Origin of the sequence: Micromonospora globispora (assembly GCF_003857015.1) — a bacterium.
GTDB classification, from domain to species: domain Bacteria; phylum Actinomycetota; class Actinomycetes; order Mycobacteriales; family Micromonosporaceae; genus Micromonospora; species Micromonospora globispora.
In genome coordinates, this window is the sequence record NZ_QGGF01000436.1 from 1 (window position 1) to 17,381 (window position 17,381).

At 72.1% G+C, this 17,381-nt stretch carries 17 protein-coding genes and 5 tRNA genes; 11 read left to right on the forward strand and 11 right to left on the reverse strand.

Annotated elements, in window-relative coordinates; genetic code table 11:
- The coding region (locus DKL51_RS23385; RefSeq protein WP_124812483.1) for an NAD-dependent epimerase/dehydratase family protein at nt 1-960 on the reverse strand (960 nt) is incomplete at its 3' end.
- Between the two features lie 414 nt (nt 961-1,374).
- Between DKL51_RS23385 and DKL51_RS23390 the strand changes: the two genes are divergently transcribed.
- Nucleotides 1,375-1,971: a hypothetical protein gene (locus DKL51_RS23390; protein ID WP_124812484.1), complete on the forward strand. Its 597-nt coding sequence runs from the start codon at nt 1,375-1,377 to the stop codon at nt 1,969-1,971.
- 88 nt (nt 1,972-2,059) lie between these two features.
- Here DKL51_RS23390 and DKL51_RS23395 read toward each other — a convergent pair whose 3' ends face one another.
- The 3 genes from DKL51_RS23395 to DKL51_RS23405 all read right to left on the reverse strand — a co-directional run bounded on the left by DKL51_RS23395 (nt 2,060) and on the right by DKL51_RS23405 (nt 4,177).
- A complete protein-coding gene (locus tag DKL51_RS23395) occupies nt 2,060-3,652 on the reverse strand; it encodes a PKD domain-containing protein (RefSeq protein ID WP_260428634.1) in 1,593 nt (530 codons plus the stop codon).
- 323 nt (nt 3,653-3,975) lie between these two features.
- A tRNA-Val gene (locus DKL51_RS23400) sits at nt 3,976-4,047 on the reverse strand.
- Between the two features lie 57 nt (nt 4,048-4,104).
- Nucleotides 4,105-4,177: transfer RNA gene (locus tag DKL51_RS23405), tRNA-Gly, on the reverse strand.
- A 41-nt stretch (nt 4,178-4,218) separates the two neighbouring features.
- On the opposite strand from DKL51_RS23405, the gene DKL51_RS23410 reads away from it, so the two are divergent.
- Both DKL51_RS23410 and DKL51_RS23415 read left to right on the forward strand, forming a co-directional pair.
- Nucleotides 4,219-4,773: a P-loop nucleotide/nucleoside kinase family protein gene (locus DKL51_RS23410; protein WP_124812486.1), complete on the forward strand. Its 555-nt coding sequence runs from the start codon at nt 4,219-4,221 to the stop codon at nt 4,771-4,773.
- 89 nt (nt 4,774-4,862) lie between these two features.
- Complete coding sequence (locus DKL51_RS23415) at nt 4,863-5,102, forward strand: DUF6458 family protein (RefSeq protein ID WP_109945769.1); 240 nt, start codon at nt 4,863-4,865, stop codon at nt 5,100-5,102.
- Between the two features lie 93 nt (nt 5,103-5,195).
- Here DKL51_RS23415 and DKL51_RS23420 read toward each other — a convergent pair whose 3' ends face one another.
- A complete protein-coding gene (locus DKL51_RS23420) occupies nt 5,196-6,014 on the reverse strand; it encodes an isocitrate lyase/PEP mutase family protein (RefSeq protein WP_124812487.1) in 819 nt (272 codons plus the stop codon).
- Between the two features lie 69 nt (nt 6,015-6,083).
- Between DKL51_RS23420 and DKL51_RS23425 the strand changes: the two genes are divergently transcribed.
- A complete protein-coding gene (locus DKL51_RS23425) occupies nt 6,084-7,064 on the forward strand; it encodes an ArsR/SmtB family transcription factor (RefSeq protein WP_124812488.1) in 981 nt (326 codons plus the stop codon).
- A 63-nt stretch (nt 7,065-7,127) separates the two neighbouring features.
- On the opposite strand, the gene DKL51_RS23430 is transcribed toward DKL51_RS23425, so the two are convergent.
- The 3 genes from DKL51_RS23430 to DKL51_RS23440 form a co-directional block, all read right to left on the reverse strand.
- Nucleotides 7,128-7,202, reverse strand: a tRNA-Val gene (locus DKL51_RS23430).
- 13 nt (nt 7,203-7,215) lie between these two features.
- A tRNA-Cys gene (locus tag DKL51_RS23435) sits at nt 7,216-7,286 on the reverse strand.
- 34 nt (nt 7,287-7,320) lie between these two features.
- Nucleotides 7,321-7,393 (reverse strand) — tRNA-Gly (locus tag DKL51_RS23440).
- 459 nt (nt 7,394-7,852) lie between these two features.
- On the opposite strand from DKL51_RS23440, the gene DKL51_RS23445 reads away from it, so the two are divergent.
- The 5 genes from DKL51_RS23445 to DKL51_RS23465 all read left to right on the forward strand — a co-directional run bounded on the left by DKL51_RS23445 (nt 7,853) and on the right by DKL51_RS23465 (nt 12,164).
- Nucleotides 7,853-8,725, forward strand: a complete 873-nt coding sequence (locus tag DKL51_RS23445) for a multicopper oxidase family protein (protein WP_185734898.1) — start codon at nt 7,853-7,855, stop codon at nt 8,723-8,725.
- Nucleotides 8,726-8,917: 192 nt separating this feature from the next.
- Nucleotides 8,918-10,273: a multicopper oxidase domain-containing protein gene (locus tag DKL51_RS23450; protein WP_124812490.1), complete on the forward strand. Its 1,356-nt coding sequence runs from the start codon at nt 8,918-8,920 to the stop codon at nt 10,271-10,273.
- Nucleotides 10,270-10,719 (forward strand): hypothetical protein, encoded by a 450-nt coding sequence (locus DKL51_RS23455; protein WP_124812491.1) that lies wholly within the window; start codon nt 10,270-10,272, stop codon nt 10,717-10,719. The genes DKL51_RS23450 and DKL51_RS23455 overlap by 4 nt, the downstream gene beginning before the upstream one ends.
- Nucleotides 10,720-10,828: 109 nt before the next feature.
- On the forward strand, nt 10,829-11,506 hold the full coding sequence (locus DKL51_RS23460; RefSeq protein WP_207783903.1) for a helix-turn-helix transcriptional regulator: 678 nt from the start codon (nt 10,829-10,831) through the stop codon (nt 11,504-11,506).
- A 79-nt stretch (nt 11,507-11,585) separates the two neighbouring features.
- Nucleotides 11,586-12,164 (forward strand): TIGR03086 family metal-binding protein, encoded by a 579-nt coding sequence (locus DKL51_RS23465; protein WP_109945762.1) that lies wholly within the window; start codon nt 11,586-11,588, stop codon nt 12,162-12,164.
- Between the two features lie 46 nt (nt 12,165-12,210).
- Here DKL51_RS23465 and DKL51_RS23470 read toward each other — a convergent pair whose 3' ends face one another.
- Together DKL51_RS23470 and DKL51_RS23475 are read right to left on the reverse strand one after the other, a co-directional pair.
- Complete coding sequence (locus tag DKL51_RS23470; protein WP_124812493.1) at nt 12,211-13,407, reverse strand: alkane 1-monooxygenase; 1,197 nt, start codon at nt 13,405-13,407, stop codon at nt 12,211-12,213.
- A 152-nt stretch (nt 13,408-13,559) separates the two neighbouring features.
- The gene (locus DKL51_RS23475) at nt 13,560-14,399 is read right to left on the reverse strand and encodes a RodZ family helix-turn-helix domain-containing protein (RefSeq protein WP_260428635.1); all 840 of its coding nucleotides are present in this window, start codon (nt 14,397-14,399) and stop codon (nt 13,560-13,562) included.
- Nucleotides 14,400-14,581: 182 nt separating this feature from the next.
- Between DKL51_RS23475 and DKL51_RS23480 the strand changes: the two genes are divergently transcribed.
- On the forward strand, nt 14,582-15,250 hold the full coding sequence (locus DKL51_RS23480) for a class I SAM-dependent methyltransferase (RefSeq protein ID WP_109945759.1): 669 nt from the start codon (nt 14,582-14,584) through the stop codon (nt 15,248-15,250).
- Nucleotides 15,251-15,259: 9 nt separating this feature from the next.
- Nucleotides 15,260-16,423 (forward strand): cytochrome P450, encoded by a 1,164-nt coding sequence (locus DKL51_RS23485; protein ID WP_124812495.1) that lies wholly within the window; start codon nt 15,260-15,262, stop codon nt 16,421-16,423.
- Between the two features lie 30 nt (nt 16,424-16,453).
- Here the strand turns inward: DKL51_RS23485 and bioD are convergent, their stop codons facing one another.
- The gene (gene bioD, locus DKL51_RS23490) at nt 16,454-17,158 is read right to left on the reverse strand and encodes a dethiobiotin synthase (RefSeq protein WP_109945757.1); all 705 of its coding nucleotides are present in this window, start codon (nt 17,156-17,158) and stop codon (nt 16,454-16,456) included.
- Between the last annotated feature and the right edge of the window lie 223 nt (nt 17,159-17,381).

Consider the following 17,381-nt stretch of genomic DNA (forward strand, 5'->3'; position numbering starts at 1 on the left):
GTCCAGGCCCACCGCGGCCCGCGCGCGCCGGCCGGCGCGCGGCGGCACCCGCCCCACCTCGCGCAGCCAGTGCCAGGTGTCCGCGACCGTCTCGGCCACCGGACGGCAGACCAGCCCCGCCGCGTACGCCCGCTCCACGCCCCGCTCCTGCAACCACCGGTACTCGTGCCCGAGCGGGATCCAGATCGGCAGGTCGTTCCAGGGCACGACGCCGGCCGCCAGGATCGGCTCCGGATCCGTCCAGCGCAGCACCGCGCCCGAGCCGGTCACCGTGATGGCCGCGTCCAGCAGCTCACTCATCGTCGTGTGCCCGGTCCGACTCACCACGTTGTACGCCCCGGCGAGCCCCTCCGCGCCCCGGTCCAGCAGCCAGGCCGCCAGGTCCCGCACGTCGACGTACTGGAGCGGCAGGTCCCGCGGGCCGGGCGCCAGCACCTCGCCACCGCGGGCGATCCGGTTCAGCCACCAGGGCAGCCGCCCGATGTCCTCCCCCGGCCCGAGGATCAGCCCGGCCCGGGCCAGCAGTGCCCGGTCGCCGAGGACCTCGACGGCGGCCCGCTCCCCGCCCGCCTTCAACCTCGGGTAGTCCCCGTCGAGCGCGTCGGCGTCCGCCGCCACGGTCGGTGCGTCCTCGTCCGAGCCCGGCTCGACCGGCTCGGCGTAGACCGAGCCGCTGGAGACGTAGACGTAGTGGCCCACCGAGCCGGCCAGCGCCCGCGCCGCGTCCCGCACCGCCCGGGGCGCGCCGTCCCAGGTGTCCACCACGACGTCCCACTGCCCCCCGGCCAGCTCGGACAACCCGTCCGCCGCCGTCCGATCACCCCGCAACCGGTGTACGCCGTCGGGCACCTTGCCGTGCAGGCCCCGGTTGAACACCGTGACCGCCCAGCCGCGACGTACCGCCTCGGTCACGGTGGCCCCGCCGACAAATCCCGTTCCGCCCAGCATCAGCAGTCTCATGGGTTCAGCCTGCCGCCTGGGGGTGGTCCGCGGCGCACTGTTCACGGTCGGCGGATCTGCCGTGGGCAGAAGGAGGTCCTGCACCGGCTGGCTGGCTGAGGCGTCTGGGGCCGATGTCCGGTTTGTGGGCGTGACCGGCGGCACCCTGACGACGGAATCGTGGCCGGGCCGGGGGCGTTACACATGCCGGACGATCGAGTACCGGCCCGGATCGAGGGGGCTGGTGGATGGGCCCGGGCCGGAATGTTGGCGGGCCGCCGGTCGTTACACATGGTCCCGGCGCCGCGAAGAGGCCCCGCCCCGCGGTCGACCCGGACAGAGACTTTCCCCTTTTGCTTTTCGAGCGCCTGACGGTGCTTGCGCATGGTTCCCGACCCCCATCGGGCGTGCGCCGACCCCCGAATGGAGCTTTCCATGAACACGATCTTCCGTAAGAGCGTTCTTGGTGTTGCTGGTCTCGCGTTCGCCGGTGGTCTGGCCGCCGGTCCGCTGAACCACCACGACACCACCCCGACCACCACCGCCCTCACCCCGGTCGTTGCGGTGCAGGCCGACAAGCCGGCCGTGGACACCGCCAAGCTGATCCCGCACGGTGTGCAGGGCGCGCAGTCGACGATCACCCTGAACGACGAGCAGGTTGGTAATGCGAAGGCGATCATCGCGGCGACGAAGAAGGCCGGTATGCCGGAGCGGGCCGCGGTCATCTCCATCGGCACCAGCCTGCAGGAGTCGAAGCTGGAGAACCTGGGTCACCTGGGTGACCGCAACGACCACGACTCGCTGGGCCTGTTCCAGCAGCGCCCCTCCAGTGGTTGGGGTACGCCGGAGCAGATCACCGACCCCGAGTACTCCACCACCGCCTTCCTCAAGGGCCTCAAGCAGGTCGACGGGTGGCAGGACATGCCCCTGACCGAGGCCGCGCAGACGGTGCAGGTGTCGGCCTACCCGGACGCCTACTCCCAGTGGGAGCAGCAGGCCGCCGACCTGGTCGCCCAGCACTGGAACAGCTGACCCAAGCAAACACCGCTGGCCGGCATCCCTGACGGGGTGCCGGCCAGCGGCGTATCCAGATGCACCGACACCCGCGGTAGGTGCGAGGTCACGCCGCCGGGCGGAGGATGACCGTCCAGGTGGTCGTGGTGGTGCTGGCCGCGGCGCCGGTCGCGGTCAGACCGCCGTAGCTGCCGGTGGGAACCGTGCTACCCGAGTCGGCGAGCAGGACCGTGACCCGACCGCCGCCGCTCTGCGAGCTGTTGCTGCGTACGTCGACGCCGGGCGGCGGGGTCAGCGCGGTGGAGAGCCCGTCACCGTGCATCCAGTACGACACGCCCCAGCTCTGCGCCGCCGTCACCGGGGCGTACGGGGTGATCCGGGTGGCCGAGCTGGCGGTGTCGGTGGCGCGGCCGAGCGCCTCAATGGGCTGCGCCGGGTCGACACCCCGATACCCGGCCACCACGAGGTTGCCCTTGGACTGCGCGTCGAGGGTGACCTGTACCGTCGATCCGGCGTCCCCAGCGGCCGCGACCTTCCACCATGCGGTGGTGGTGGCGAAGCCGCCGTCCAGTCGGTCGAGCTGCGTCCAGCCGGTGACCCCGGTCGGTTGTCCGGTGCCGGCGTGGGTGTTCTGGCTGAGGAAGAGCAGCAGCGTGTCCCCCGCCTGGACGGACGACGGGACCGCCACGGAGTGGCTGGTCCAGTTGGCGTTCGCGGTGGCCTGCCCGACGAAGGAGATCCGCTCGGCGACCGGCGCGACCGTGACCTCCCTGGTGGCGGTGCCCGTGGCGCCCCGGTCGTCGGTGACGGTGACGGTGACCGGGTAGGTGCCGGCCGCCGCGTACGTGTGGGAGGTGGTCGGCACGGAGGCGGTGTCGGCGGTGGATCCGTCGCCGAAGTCCCAGCGGTAGTCCTGGACGGCGCCGTCCGCGTCGGTGGAGCCGGCTCCGGAGAACGTGCAGACCAGCCCGGAGCAGGACGGGGCGATGTCCGCGACCGGCGGCTGGTTGACGGCGCCGCCCGAGCCCTTGAGGATCTTGACGTAGTCGATGTCGCCGGCGAAGTAGTCGCAGGTGACCTTCACGCCGTCGCAGGAGCTCTTGCCGCCGATGGAGAGCTGCCAGCTGTTCGCAATGGTGCCGGTCGGCCCGGTCAGCCGGCTGGTCCGTACCCCGTCGACGTACATCTCGACGTACGTGGAGGTGCGGTTGCAGGTGACGGTGTGCCACTGCCCGTCGGCGATCGACACGTCGGTGTAGCCGGTGCGGGTCGAGCCGTCACCGCCGCGGAACATGCACCTCGGCATGCCGCTGGGGGCCTCGAACTTCCAGTAGCCGCCCGCCGTCGCGCCCTGTCCCTTCTGGAGGATGTTCCCGAAGGAGTACGTGGTGCGGTAGCGGATGGTGAAGGAGAAGTCCCCCGCGTCCGGGTTGAAGTCGGTGCTGTGCGGAACCAGGTTGACATGACCCGGGACGTACTCCATGTCGCTGGGCAGGTGGGTGGCGAACCGGTGGCCCGTCGACCCGGCGTAGAGCGCCCCGGTCACCACCTCGGAGCCGACCGTGCCGTCCCGGCCGTTGCCGCTGCTGTCCTTCAGCACGGTCGCCCCCGTCGGCTCGTCCATGCTCCAGAACGCCACCGTCCGGGTGGCGGTCGCCTGGACCGGCGAGCCGCCGACCACGATGCCCGCGGCCGCCATCAGCGCAACGACACCGAGTCGACCGACCGCACGCCTCCAGCCTCGTCCGGTACCTGACCGCATGCGATCGCCTCCCTGGTCCGTGAGTTCTCACCCTGGCACGGGCGAAGCGTGCCGTTCCATGGCCCGTTGGGCGCATCTTGTGCCTGCCCTCAGGTCGAGCGGACCGGCCGATGTGGCCAGTCGGACGGGGCCGGTCGCGCACGTACGGCGACACTTTGCTGACCCTCACCGTTGCGTTGTCCGAAGGAGGGACCCACCGTGCGGAGGGAGTTGACGATGCGAAAAGGCCCAGCTCAGTGAGCCGGGCCGATCGTCAGGAGTGGGCGATACTGGGTTTGAACCAGTGACCTCTTCCGTGTCAAGGAAGCGCGCTCCCACTGCGCCAATCGCCCGCGCGCTCGCCGGGTGGAGACACCGGCGGCGGTCGGCCCCGTGAGGGGCGGATCGCGAGCGGACGACGGGATTCGAACCCGCGACCCTCACCTTGGCAAGGTGATGCGCTACCAGCTGCGCTACGTCCGCGTGCCGCCGGCTTTCGTCAGCGACTGGGAGAACTGTACCCGATGACAAGATCGTCGTTCGGCAGACCCCGCGACGCGCTGGCCGGTCGCGTCACCGAGGTGGCGACGCTCTTTCTGACCTGCGGGGTTCAGGGTGCCGGCAAGACCACCCTGGCCCGCCGGTTGGAGCAGCGGTACGGGGCGCTGCGGCTCACCGCCGACGAATGGCTGCACGACCTCGGCTACCCGGCGACCGGGGCGGCGCTCGACGCGTACCGGGACGGGGTGGAGCGGGTCCAGTGGCGCACCGCGCGGCGGGTTCTGGAGCTCGGGTGCGACGTGGTGCTGGACTGGGGTCTCTGGGCGCGCGAGGAGCGGGACCACTACCGGCTCGGCGCCCGCGCGGTGGGCGCCCGGGTGGTGCTCTGCGTGCTCGATCCGCCTGAGGAGGAGATCCGCCGCCGGCTTTCCCGCCGCAACGCCGAGCTGCCGCCCGGAACGTTCGGCATCTTCGACGCCGAACTGGCGGCCGCCCGCCGCTTCTACCAGCACCCGACACCGGAAGAGCTGGCCCTGTTCGATCCGCTGGAGCCCGCCGGCGAGCCGCCAGCCGGGTGACCGCCGCCACAGGCAGGTGATTGCGCTGGTGACCGACGGGGTACTGACTCCTCTCGACAGCACACCGCATCCCCCTGAAGGAGGCTGTCGTGGGAATCGGTACGAGCATCTTCCTGATCGCGGTCGGCGCGATCCTCACGTTCGCGCTCGACGCCAGCATCGGCGGGGTCAACCTCGACGTCGTGGGCTGGATCCTGATGGCGGCCGGCGTGCTCGGTCTCATCATGACGACGCTGGTCTGGGGTCGCCGCCGCGAGGTGGTCACCACGGCCGAGCCGGTGGAGTACCGGCGGGTCGAGGAGCGCCGGGACGTGGGCCCGCCGCTGTGACCCGACCGACCGGTGGCCCTCAGGCGGTCCCGGACATCTGAGCACCGAGGGGGTGCCGGCCCGACGGCCGGCACCCCTCGCCTGTCTGGCGCCTCAGCCGCGCATGAGCTCGTTCAACGCCTGGTAGTCGAGGGCGTCGGCGAGCGCGGCGTACGTCCCGGTGCCGAATGCCTCCTCGGCGGCCCGGCGAGCCACCGCGTACGCGGCCTCGGCGACCGAGGAGCCGAGGCTGACCCGGGCCACGCCGAGGCGGGCCAGTTCCGGCACCGGCGGGGCGCCCGGCCCAGCCAGCACGTTCAGCGGGGCCGGGATCGCCGCCACCAGGGCAGCGACGGTCTCCGGGTCGACCGCTCCGGGCACGAACACCCCGTCGGCACCCGCCGCCAGGTACGCCCGGGCACGCGCCACCGTTTCCCCGACACCGCCGACACCGCGCAGGAAGGTGTCCACCCGCGCGTTGACGTACAGCGGCACCTCGGCCCGGTCTGCGGCGGCCCGGACGGCGGCGAGTCGGGCGCACTGCTCGTCGACCGGGCGCAGCGGCGCGCCCCCGGCGTGCCGGGCGTCCTCGATGTTCACGCCGACGGCGCCCGCCGCGATCACCTCCTGGACGGTCGCGGCGACCTCGTCGGGGCGGTCGCCGTACCCGGATTCGACGTCGGCGGTGACCGGCAGCGGCACGGCGGCGACGACCCGCTGGATCAGGTCGACGGCTGCCTTGCGGCCGAGGGCGTCGCCGTCCGGGGCACCGAGACTCCAGGCGACCCCGGCGCTGGTGGTGGCGACCGCGCGGGCGCCGGCCGCGGCAACGATCCGGGCGCTGGCCGCGTCCCAGGCGTTGACCAGGACCAGCGGTTCGCCGGGTACGTGGAGGGAACGGAAGTGGCGGGCTTGACTGTGCTGATCGTTCACCCGGCCAGTCTGGGTCTGCGGGGCGCACGGCCGTAATGTTTCAGTCCCGGCTGAAACGAAGGAGGCGGCGTGGTCGCGATCGGGCTGTCCGCCGGTGCCGTCGCCCGGGTCCGCTTCGCGCTCTCCTGTCTCTGGGAGGTCGTCGCCAGCGTGCGGGTGCTCCGCGACCCGGGTGAGCATGCGATCCACCTGCCGTGGGTCAACCGGGTCCGGCCGCGCCTCGTCGAGGCCGGGCTGGTCGGCCCGAACGGCGGCCTGCTCTGGCAGCTCGTCCCGTCCGGGCCGGGCTACCTGGCCGACTTCCTCACCCCACCACCGGTCGGCCTGGCCCCTGAGCTGGGTGCGGAACTGGACGTACTGCGCGCCACCCCACCCGGTACGGTCCGCGCCCACCTCGACCTCTACCCCGGTGCCCGACCCCCGGTGCTGGCCGCCCTGTACGCCGAGCCGGAGGACGGGTTGCTCCGGCTCGCCGACGAGATCGCGGCGTACTGGCGGCTGGCGTTGGCCCCGGGCTGGCCGCGCATCCGGGCGCTGCTCGATGCGGAGGTGTTCCGGCGGGCCCGCCTGCTGGCGGAGGACGGCGCGGCCGGGCTGCTGAACGACCTGCACGAGCGGGTCCGCTGGGAGGGCGACGGCCTGCGGATCAGCCAGGGGCACTGCCTCGCCCCCGACGTGCCGGACGGCACCGGGCTGGTCCTGGTCCCGTCGGTCTTCGTCTGGCCGTCCGTGCTCAGTATCGCGGCGGGGGACGTGCCCCAGCTGGCGTATCCGGCACGGGGTCTCGGCACGCTCTGGGAGTGCCCGCCGGCGGCGCCGGACGCGCTGGTCGCCGTGCTGGGCAGGGGCCGGGCCCGGCTCCTCGCCGAGCTGGACGCTCCCCGGTCGACCACCGAGCTGGCCCGCCGGACGGGACTCTCCCCGGCGGGTGTGTCGCAGCACCTCACCGCGCTGCGCGCGGCCGGTCTGGTGGTGACGCACCGGCAGGGTCGGTCGCTGCTGAGCAACCGGACGGCCGTGGCGGAGGCGCTGCTGACCGCCTCGACGTGACGGGGCGAAACAGAAAAGGCTCGTCACCGGTTGTCCGGTGACGAGCCTTCTGACCTGCTCATCTGGTGGGCGATACTGGGTTTGAACCAGTGACCTCTTCCGTGTCAAGGAAGCGCGCTCCCACTGCGCCAATCGCCCTCGTCTACTGCCGAGGTGGAGACGGGATTTGAACCCGTGTACACGGCTTTGCAGGCCGTTGCCTCGCCTCTCGGCCACTCCACCGAGGTTGCCCCCGACATGCGTGGCGGCATCTCCGAGCGGACGACGGGATTCGAACCCGCGACCCTCACCTTGGCAAGGTGATGCGCTACCAGCTGCGCTACGTCCGCGTGCCCCCGGTGTAACCCGGTGACGGATGAGAACTTTAGCCGAGGCCCGGAACGGTTGCCAAATCGGGGTACCCCTCGGCGCGCCCCCGGACGGGGTGACCTCGTCCGCTATGGGTCAACCCGCCCATCGGCCGGGGTATTCCGGCGGCCCTCCGCCGGCTGGCGCCGCGGCCTGGGATCTGCCTGCACGAACCCTGTGACTGCCCTCTCAGTTCCTTTTTAACGATGTCTCTAGTAAAAACTAAGGCACTAGTGCAAAAGCCACCCAGAGAGGGTGCCATGTTCAGGAACCAGCTACTAGCAATGACGGTGGCCTTCGCCACTGCCCTCGCGGTCCCGGTCTGGCTCGCGCCAGGCGCCCCAGCCGGGACGTCCGGGATGACCGATGCCGGCACCACGTCCGGCACCGCGGCCTCGTCCGACTCGTCCCCCATGTCGGGCTCGGGCAGCGGCGCAGCCATGGACTGGAAGACCATGGACGAGCAGATGGCCAAGCGGGACAAGTCGTTCCCCGCGGCCACCAAGGGCGAAGGTGGCAAGGACCTCGCCCCCACCGTGCTCGCGGACGGCACCAAGGAGTTCCACCTCACCGCCGCCCCGACCAAATGGGAGATCGAGCCGGGCAAGACCGTCGACGCCTGGGCCTTCAACGGAACGGTGCCGGGCCCGACGATCCATGTGAACGTCGGCGACAAGGTCAAGGTCGTGGTCGACAACAAGCTGCCCGAGTCGACCAGCGTGCACTGGCACGGCATGCAGGTGCCCAACAACATGGACGGCGTGTCCGACGTGACTCAGGACCCGATCCCACCGGGCAAGAGCTTCACGTACACCTGGGACGCGACGCGGCCGATGGTCACCTGGTACCACTCGCACCACGACGGCACCAAGCAGGTGACCAGCGGTCTGTACGGCGCCATCGAGGTGGGTGACATCCCGACGCCGGACAACATCAAGCCGAACCAGGTCGTCCTGATGCAGTTGCAGGACGCCGGCACGATCGGCATGACGATCAACGGGAAGTCGTTCCCGGCCACCAAGCCGATCGACGCGCACCTCGGCGACTGGGTCGAGATCACGTACATCAACGTGGGCACCATAGAGCACCCGATGCACCTGCACGGCGTCGACCAACTGGTGATCGCCAAGGACGGGTTCCCCCTGCCGGCGCCGTACAAGGCCGACACCGTCCCGGTGTCACCCGGGGAGCGCTACACCGTCCTGGTCCACGCCGACGCCAAGGGCACCTGGGCGTTCCACTGCCACATCTTCCCGCACTCGGAAGGGGCGCAGGGAATGTTCGGCCTGTTCACGGAGATGCGCATCTCCTGACCGCGGGTAGCGGCCCCTCGCTCGGAGACCAGTTCCCGCCTCTTCCTTCCCCCTGTGCATGTCATGCGATTCGGAGGTCTTGCCGTGCCCGTCAACTCATCAAGCCCCCCGGTACCGGACTCCCCGGGACCGCTACCCCCGAACTCGGCCGGCCGCGGTGGCATCGCGGCGTGGTTCGGCTCCCTGTTCCCGATGCTCACCGGCGGCGTCGCGCTGGGCCTGCTCGTCGGATTCGTCTTCATCGCGGTCGCCCGGCCGGGCAACGCCCTGAGCATGGCCGCCTCGGGGCAGACGTCCGCCGCCGGCGCCGGTATGTCCGCTCCGGGTGCCGGCAAGAAGCTCAGCTTCGACATCGAGCTGGGCGACATGTACGTCAAGCCCGCCTCGATCAGCGTGCCGCGCGGCGCGGACGTGACGGTCAACGTCATCAACAAGGGAAATCAGCAGCACACGCTCGCGCCGGAGGGTGCGGACGCCCCGATGCTCGACCCGGGCAGGTCGTCGACCTTCCACTGGGGTGTCATCAGCCGGTCCACCCAGGCATGGTGCCTGGTGTCGGGCCACAAGGACGCCGGCATGCTGCTCGCGGTCAACGTCGAGGGCGAGCAGGCTCAGGCCGCGGCCGGTGGCAGCGCCGCGGGCAGCACCAGCGGTGGTAACGACGCGACGATCGATGCCAGCGCCAAGCCGTCCGCCGACTGGAAGGCGGTCGACCCGACGCTCCAGCCCGTCGAGGGCGGCACGACGCACAACGTCACGCTGCACGTCCAGGAGAAGACCATGGAGGTCGCCCCGGGCGTCAAGCAGGTTCGGTGGACCTACAACGGAACCGCCCCCGGCCCGATCCTGCACGGCAAGGTCGGTGACGTGTTCAACGTCCACCTGGTCAACGACGGCACGATGGAGCACTCCATCGACTTCCACGCCTCCAAGGTCGCGCCGAACGTCCAGATGCGCAAGATCAAGCCCGGTGGGTCGCTGGACTACCAGTTCAAGGCCCAGTTCGCCGGCATCTTCACGTACCACTGCGGGGCCGACCCGATGATCTACCACATGGGCAACGGCATGTACGGCGCCGTCGTCGTCGACCCGCCGCACCTCGACAAGGTGGACAAGGAGATCGTCCTCGTCCAGTCCGAGCTGAACCTCGGACCGCAGGGCCAGCCCGGTGACCTGAAGAAGATGATGACGGGCAACGACGACGCGGTCGTCTTCAACGGCTACTACAACCAGTACGCCTTCGCCCCGATCAAGGTCGCTCCCGGCGCCCGCGTCCGGGTCTGGCTCGACAACGCCGGCCCCAACCAGAACATGGCCTTCCACGTGGTCGGCACGATCTTCGACACCGTGTGGAAGGAAGGCGCGTACCGGTTGCAGCCCGGCAACGCGGAGCAAGGGGGCTCACAGACCCTCGACCTGCAGCCCACTCAGGGCGGCTTCGTCGAATTCACCCTGCCCGACGCCGGAACCTACCCGTTCATCACGCACAAGATGATGAACATGTCCCGCGGCGCGGTCGGCATCTTCCAGGTAGGAGACACCCAGTGACCGCCACCGTCACCTCAACCACGAACAGCGTCCCGACCTCGCCGGCCAGCGCCGTCACCGGGTTCCGCAACACCCTTCCGTTCGCGATCGTCACCGTGGCCTCGGTACTGGCCGGCCTGATCCACTACGCGGTGGTGCCGGAGCACCGGAGCGAGTGGGTGGTGTACGCCGTCTTCTTCACGCTGCTCGGGGCGTTCCAGCTGATCTGGGCCGCCACGGTCTGGATCGCGCGACGCCGGCCGGTGCTGCTCGTCGGTGCTCTGGTGAACGCCGTGGCGATCGGCCTGTGGATCGTCACGCGCACGGTCGGCCTTCCCTTCGGTCCGGAGGCCGGTGAGGCCGAGGCGGTCGGATTGATCGACGTACTCTGCGTCCTCGCCGAGGCCGTGGTTCTCGTCACTGCCGTCGCGGCGCTGTGGGTCTCGATTCGCCGACGGACGACCTGACCGGTGGCGGAAGGCGGGGCCGGGGACCGACCCTCCGCCCCGCCTTCCCAGCCGGCGGGCACCACGCTGCGTCCTAGTTTTTACCAATTGCTCGGGTAAAATGGTGGGCATGTTGACGGATGCTGGTGCGACCCCGGTGCTGGGCGAAAGTCGCGCCCGGGTCTTAAACGTCTTGCGCGCGGCCGGGGAACCGATGCCGGTCCAGGACGTCGCGCAGCGTGCCGGCCTGCATCTGAACACGGCCCGGTTCCACCTCGACGCGTTGGTCGATGCGGGTCTTGCCGAGCGGGAGGCCGAGAGCCGGACCGTTCCCGGTCGCCCCCGGATGGTGTACCGGGCGGCTCCCAGCGACGCGCCGGCGGGTCAGCGCAGCTATCGGCTGCTGGCCGAGATGCTGACCAGCGTGGTGGCGGGTTCGCTGCCCGACCCCAGCCAGGCCGCCGTGACGGCCGGTGAGGCGTGGGGTCGCTACCTGGCCGACCGGCCGGCACCGTCCCAGCGGGTCGACGCCGCCGAGGGTGTGCGTCGCCTGTCGGCGGTTCTGGCCGACGTCGGCTTCGCGCCCGGCGAGGTCCGTGATCCGGCGAACCCGGTGATGCCGTTGCGGCACTGCCCGTTCCTGGAGGTCGCCGCGGAGCATCGCGAGGTGGTGTGCTCGTTGCATCTGGGCCTGATGCGTGGGGTGCTGGGGGAGGTACGCGCGCCGTTGGCCGCCGACCGACTGGAGCCCTTCGTCGAGCCGTCGTTGTGCCTGGCCCATCTGCGCGCCGCCGACCCTCGTCCATGATCTCGCTGGTCAGGGAATCGGGTCGGGACGCCCGGCAAAACCGCGCGGTGCGGCCGGACCGACCGGGACAATCGGCGGCATGGACCTGCTGGAGACCTACCGACGCAGCCTGGCCGAGTTCACCGACCGGGTCGGCCAGGTCGGGCCCGGGCAGTGGTCGGAGCCGACGCCGTGCCCGGGTTGGGACGTACGCAAGCTGGTGAACCACGTGGTGAGCGAGGACCGGTGGAGCGTGGCGCTGCTGGCCGGCCGGACCATCGACCAGGTCGGCGACCGCTACGAGGGCGACCAGCTCGGCGCCGATCCGGTCCGGATAGCCCGCGAGGCGGCGGCCCAGGCCGAGCTGGCGGCCACCCATCCGGGTGCCCTGGACACCACCGTCCACCTCTCCATCGGGGAGACGCCGGCGAAGGAGTACCTGCACCAACTCCTCGCCGAGCACCTCGTCCACGGCTGGGACCTGGCGGTGGCGATCGGCGCAGACCCGCGGATGGACGCCGACGCGGTGCACGAGTGCGCCCGGTGGTTCGCCGAGCGAATGTCGGACTACCAGCGCGGCCAGCTGGTCCGGCCGGGGGTGGACGTGCCGGCGGACGCCGACGAGCAGGACCGGCTGATCGCGGCCTTCGGCCGGGACCCGGACTGGGCCCCGGCCTGACCGCCCGCCGCGACCGGACGCCGCGGGATACGGCGTTTGGCGCGGGTCAGCCGGCGTACGGCTCGGGGGTGGTCGCGGGCCGACGGCGCTGACGCTCCCGCAGCCGGCGCAGGGCCGGCGGGTGGACGTTGGCCCGCTCCAGGTCGCCGCCGTAGTGGGCGAGCACCCGGTGGTCCATCACCCGCCGCCAGACCGGCGGGATCACCGCGGCGACCACCATGGTGGCGTAGCCGGCGGGGAGCTGCGGCGAGGAGTCGAAGCTGCGCAGCGTCTGGTAGCGGCGCAGTGGATTCGCGTGGTGGTCACTGTGCCGCTGGAGCTGGAAGAGGAAGACGTTGGTGACCGTCCGGTCGCTGTTCCAGCTGTGCCGGGGATCGACCTTCTCGTACCGGCCGGCGACGGTGCGTTGCCGGGCCAGCCCGTAGTGCTCCAGGTAGTTGACCACCTCGAGCAGGGAGAAGCCGACCACCGCCTGGAGCAGCAGGAAGATCAGCACGCCGGGACCGAAGACGAGCACCAGCGCGCCGTAGAGCAGCACGGTCATCGCCCAGGCGTTGAGGATGTCGTTGCGCCACGTCCACAGGCTGCGACCGCGGATGCGGAACCGGCTGGTCTCCAGCCGCCAGGCCGAGCGCAGGCTCCCCCAGACGGTACGCGGCCAGAACGCCCAGAAGCTCTCCCCCAGCCGGGAGCTGGCCGGGTCCTCCGGGGTGGCGACCCGGGTGTGGTGACCCCGGTTGTGCTCGACGTAGAAGTGCCCGTAGCCGGTCGGGGTCAGGGCGACCTTGGAGAGCCGGCGCTCCATCGTCTCCCGCTTGTGGCCCAGCTCGTGCGCGGTGTTGATGGCGATGCCGTTCACCACGCCGACCGTGGCGACCAGTCCGGCGGCGCCGATCCAGGGGAGCCCGCCGCGGGCCCAGACGGCGCAGCACAGCACCAGCGCGGCGTACTGGGCGGGCAGGTAGAGGTAGGTGAGCCAGCGGTAGTACCCGTCGGCGGCCAGCCGCGGCACCACCTCCTCCGGCGGGTTGCGCCGGTCGTCGCCGAGCAGCAGGTCGACCACCGGGAGCACCCCGAAGACGACCGCCGGGGTGAGCCACCACGCCCAGGCGTCACCGGTCCCCCGCCAGGCGAGCCAGGCCAGGAAGGGCAGCACCGGGACGAGCAGGGCCAGCGGCCAGAGCGGCTTGCGGGTGTCCCGCCAGGCGACGGGTGGAACGGTCGCGTCGGTGCCGGTCGTCATCGTCAGCCTCCGATCTCTGCACTCCTTCCCCGACTGTGGCAGCCACCGCCTGGTTTTACAAGAGGCTAGTTTTTGTAAAGTTGACGATGCCCGATACGCGGCGGGGCCGGGAGTTCCCTCCCGACCCCGGCGACCCCCGATCAGCGACCGACCTACCGCCACCGCTGTCGCGGGCCGGGCCGCTCGAACGCCAGGCCCGGATCATCCCCGGCACCCTTGACCGGCCGGAGCAGATGCCGCAGCCGCACCAGCAGACCCGCCCCGAGGAAGAGCAGCAGTCCACCGAGGAGGAAGGCCGCCTGCACCACCCCGAAGCTGCCGGCCTGAGCCACCGGTCGGCCGGCCGCCCCCGGCGGCGGCAGCTCGACCACGGCCTCGTCGCTCGGGGTCGCCTCCGCCGCGTCCGACGGCTCGGTCGCCGGCGCGGTCGGCTCGGCGCTGCTCTCCGACGGCTCGGGCGTCGCCGCGCTCGGCGTCGCCTCCGCCTTCTCCCCGACCACCTGCCGGGTCGCCGTCTGCCGCGCGAGCAGGCGCAGATCCTCGTCGTACGCCTCGGCGGCGAAGCTGACCCGCCCCCGGACGACGTCATCAGCGAAGGCCACCCGGTAGCGGGCGGTGACCGTCCGGCCCGGGCAGAGGGTGCCCGGATCGAGCTCCCGGTCGGTCAGCCGCGCCACGTCACCCTCGGCACGGATCTCCAGCGGGAAGGAGCCGCTCTCCTCCACCCGGTCGATCTTCACCTGGTCCAGCCGCAACCCCTGCACGCCCAGGAGCATCGACCACCGCACCTTGACACAGCCGCCGCCGTCGGACCGGGACACCACCGCGGACAGGGTCTCCACCCGGTCGCCGGCGGTGAACTCGTCCGGCAGTCCGCTCAACTCGGTGGCGAAGCCGGCAGCCGCCCGCGCCGGCACGGCCGCACCGAGACCCGCGCCGGAGAGACAGCTCAGCACCACCCCGATCCGCAGCGCGTACCGCCACACGCTCACCACCGCCTCCTCCTCCCGTCGGCCGCGTCCACCCGGCAACGCTATGAGCGCTCCGGGGCCGCCGGTAGACGGGCGTGTTCGCACCGATCGCCAACCGCGAGGGGTGATGTCACCGTTCGTGGTGAACCGGTCACGCCTCCCCCGCGACACGCCGGGAAGCGCGCCCGGGCAGAATCACCGGAGTGTCCGACCTGTCCGCGGCCTTCGTCCGGCTGCACGCCCGGCTCGCCCCGGTCGCCTTCGTCCCCGAGGTGCGACTGCACCAGGCCGACGAGCCGATCGGGCTGTGGGAGCTGACCGAGGGCGAGTTCCACAGCGCGCAGCCCCCACCGTTCTGGGCCTTCGCCTGGGCGGGCGGCCAGGCCCTGGCCCGCTACGTCACCGACCATCCCGACCTGGTCGCCGACCGCCGGGTGCTCGACCTCGCCTCCGGCTCCGGCCTGGTCGCCATCGCCGCGGCCCGGGCCGGCGCCGCCGCCGTCCGCGCCGTCGAGGTCGACGAGCGGGCCGTCGCGGCCGTCGCGCTCAACGCCGAGGCCAACGGGGTACGCGTCGACGCGGAGCTCGGCGACATCCTCGACGGGGACGCCGGGGGCGCCGAGGTGGTGCTCGCCGGCGACGTCTTCTACAGCGAGGCGATGGCGAAGCGGATGCTGCGCTTCCTGCTCCGGGCCGCCCGGTCCGGGGCCCGGGTGCTGGTCGGCGACCCGGGCCGGGCGTTCCTGCCCCGCGACCGGTTCCGCGAGCTGGCCGCGTACGACGTGCCGGTGCCGGAGGCGCTGGAGAGCGTACGGGTGAAGCACACCACCGTCTGGGAGCTGAACGCCGCGCTGCCGGGGGCCGCCCGTTAGCGTGTCGGCGTGCTGTTCCGGGGCTGGGGGGAGTCCGTCAACGCGCGGTGGCCGGACGTGGCGACCGTGCTGGACCACGTCGGCGTGGGCCACCTGGTGGTCACCCGGCACGCGCTGGTCAAGCAGGTGCTCACCGACCCGGTCACCTTCCGGCCGGACAACGCCCTCGACGCGGTCACCCCGATTCCGGTGACCGCCCTGCGGATCCTCGCCGGACACCGGTTCCGGCTGCCACCGACGCTGGCCAACAACTCGGGCGCCAGCCACCCCGAGATCCGCGGCATCGTCGCCGACGCGCTGCATCCGACCCGGGTGGCGGCGCAGCAGCCCTGGCTGACCGCGCTGGTCCGGCAGCGGGTGGCGCGGCTGACCGCCGCCCTCGACACCGGCGAGACGGTCGACCTGTACGCCGACCTCGTGGCCGACCTGCCGCTGCTGGTCCTGGCCCGCCTGGTCGAGCTGCCGGACGCCCCGGTAGCTGCGGTCAAGGAGTTCGCGCGGGCCGCGCTGGAGCTGTTCTGGGCACCGCTGGACGCCGACCGACAGCGGGCGCTCGCCGCCGAGGTGGGCAGCTTCCACCCCGTGCTCCGGGAGTTCGCCGCCACCGGTGGTGGCCTGGCCGCCCGGCTCCGGGCCGCCGGGCACTCCCCCGACGTGGTGGTCGGCGCGCTGTTCTTCCTCCTGGTCGCCGGCCAGGAGACCACCTCCCAGTTCCTCACCCTGCTGCTGCACCGGCTCACCGGCGAACCGGAGGTACGCGCCGGGCTGCGCACCGGCGAGGTGGCGGTGGCCGACGTGGTCGAGGAGGGGCTGCGGCTGGAGCCGCCGATCGTCACCTGGCGACGGGTGGCCGCCGTGGACACCACGCTGGGCGGGACGGCGGTGCCAACGGGCACCAGCATCGTCGCCTGGCTGGCGCGGGCCGGCCGGGATCCCGAGGTGGTGGCGGCGCCCGGCGAATTCCGGCCCGGGCAACGCGGGTCGCGCCGGCACCTGGCGTTCGGGGCGGGGGCGCACCGCTGCGTCGGCGCCCAACTGGCCCGGATGGAGGCGGCGGTGGTGGTCGCCGAGGCGGCACCGCTCCTGGACGGCGTGACCGTGGTCCGACCGCCGTGGTGCCCGGACAACCTCACCTTCCGGATGCCGGACACCTTCGTGATCCGCCGCAGCTGACCCGGCCCCTCGCCGATCAGCCGACCGGGCTCAGCTGATCTCCTCGGCCCAGGCCCGCCAGTCATCGAGGACGCCGTACAGCGCCGGGGTGAGCCAGCCCGGCGCGGACCGGCGGAACACCCCCGGGTCCATCGACCCGGCACCCATCGGCAGGGCGCCGAGCAGACTGGGCACCAGATCGGTCAGGTTGGCCCAGTGCACCAGTTCCGGCTCGGCCGGCCAGGCGCCGATGACCACGCCGGCCGGGATCGCCCGCCGTTCCAGCGCCTCCAGGGTGAGCGCGGTGTGGTTGAGCGTGCCGAGGCCGGCGCGGGCCACCACCACGGCCGGCGCGCCCAGCGCCACCGCCAGGTCGGCCACCGTCCAGGGCTCACCCGACGGCCGCAGCCCCATCGGTACGAGCAGCCCGCCGGCCCCCTCCACGAGCACCAGATCGTGCTTGTCGATCTCCTCCCGGATCGCGTCGACCGCGGTGTAGAGCTCCAGTGGCTCCATCTCGGCCACCCGGGCCGCGGCGAGCGGGGCGAGCGGGTCCGGATAGCTGGCCAGGGTGCGGCCGGTGAGCGGGGCGGCCAGCCGGGTCACCGAGTCGACGTCGCCGGGGTCACCGGTGGCCGTGCCGGTTTGACCGGGCTTGATGACGGCGACCCGCAGCCCGGCGGCCTGCGCGGCCGCCGCGATCGCCGCGGTGACCACGGTCTTGCCCACCTCGGTGTCGGTGCCGGTGACCAGCACCGGCCCGGTCCACGGACTCGTCACAGTGCCACCTCGGTTCGCGACTGCGGGGCTCGCAAGAGCGGCTCACTCCTCGCGCTCACGGTGCCCGCCTTCGTTCGCGACTGCGGGGCTCGCAAGAGCGGCTCACTCCTCGCGCTCACGGTGCCCGCCTTCGTTCGCGACTGCGGGGCTCGCAAGAGCGGCTCACTCCTCGCGCTCACGGTGCCCGCCTTCGTTCGCG

Coding starts and splice junctions, on each gene's coding strand:
- DKL51_RS23410 (WP_124812486.1), top strand. CDS start 4,219: ATGACAAGATCGTCGTTCGGCAGACCCCGCGACGCGCTGGCCGGTCGC.
- DKL51_RS23445 (WP_185734898.1), top strand. CDS start 7,853: ATGGACTGGAAGACCATGGACGAGCAGATGGCCAAGCGGGACAAGTCG.
- DKL51_RS23465 (WP_109945762.1), top strand. CDS start 11,586: ATGGACCTGCTGGAGACCTACCGACGCAGCCTGGCCGAGTTCACCGAC.
- DKL51_RS23390 (WP_124812484.1), top strand. CDS start 1,375: ATGAACACGATCTTCCGTAAGAGCGTTCTTGGTGTTGCTGGTCTCGCG.
- DKL51_RS23395 (WP_260428634.1), bottom strand. CDS start 3,652: ATGGCGGCCGCGGGCATCGTGGTCGGCGGCTCGCCGGTCCAGGCGACC.
- DKL51_RS23450 (WP_124812490.1), top strand. CDS start 8,918: ATGCTCACCGGCGGCGTCGCGCTGGGCCTGCTCGTCGGATTCGTCTTC.
- DKL51_RS23470 (WP_124812493.1), bottom strand. CDS start 13,407: ATGACGACCGGCACCGACGCGACCGTTCCACCCGTCGCCTGGCGGGAC.
- DKL51_RS23460 (WP_207783903.1), top strand. CDS start 10,829: ATGTTGACGGATGCTGGTGCGACCCCGGTGCTGGGCGAAAGTCGCGCC.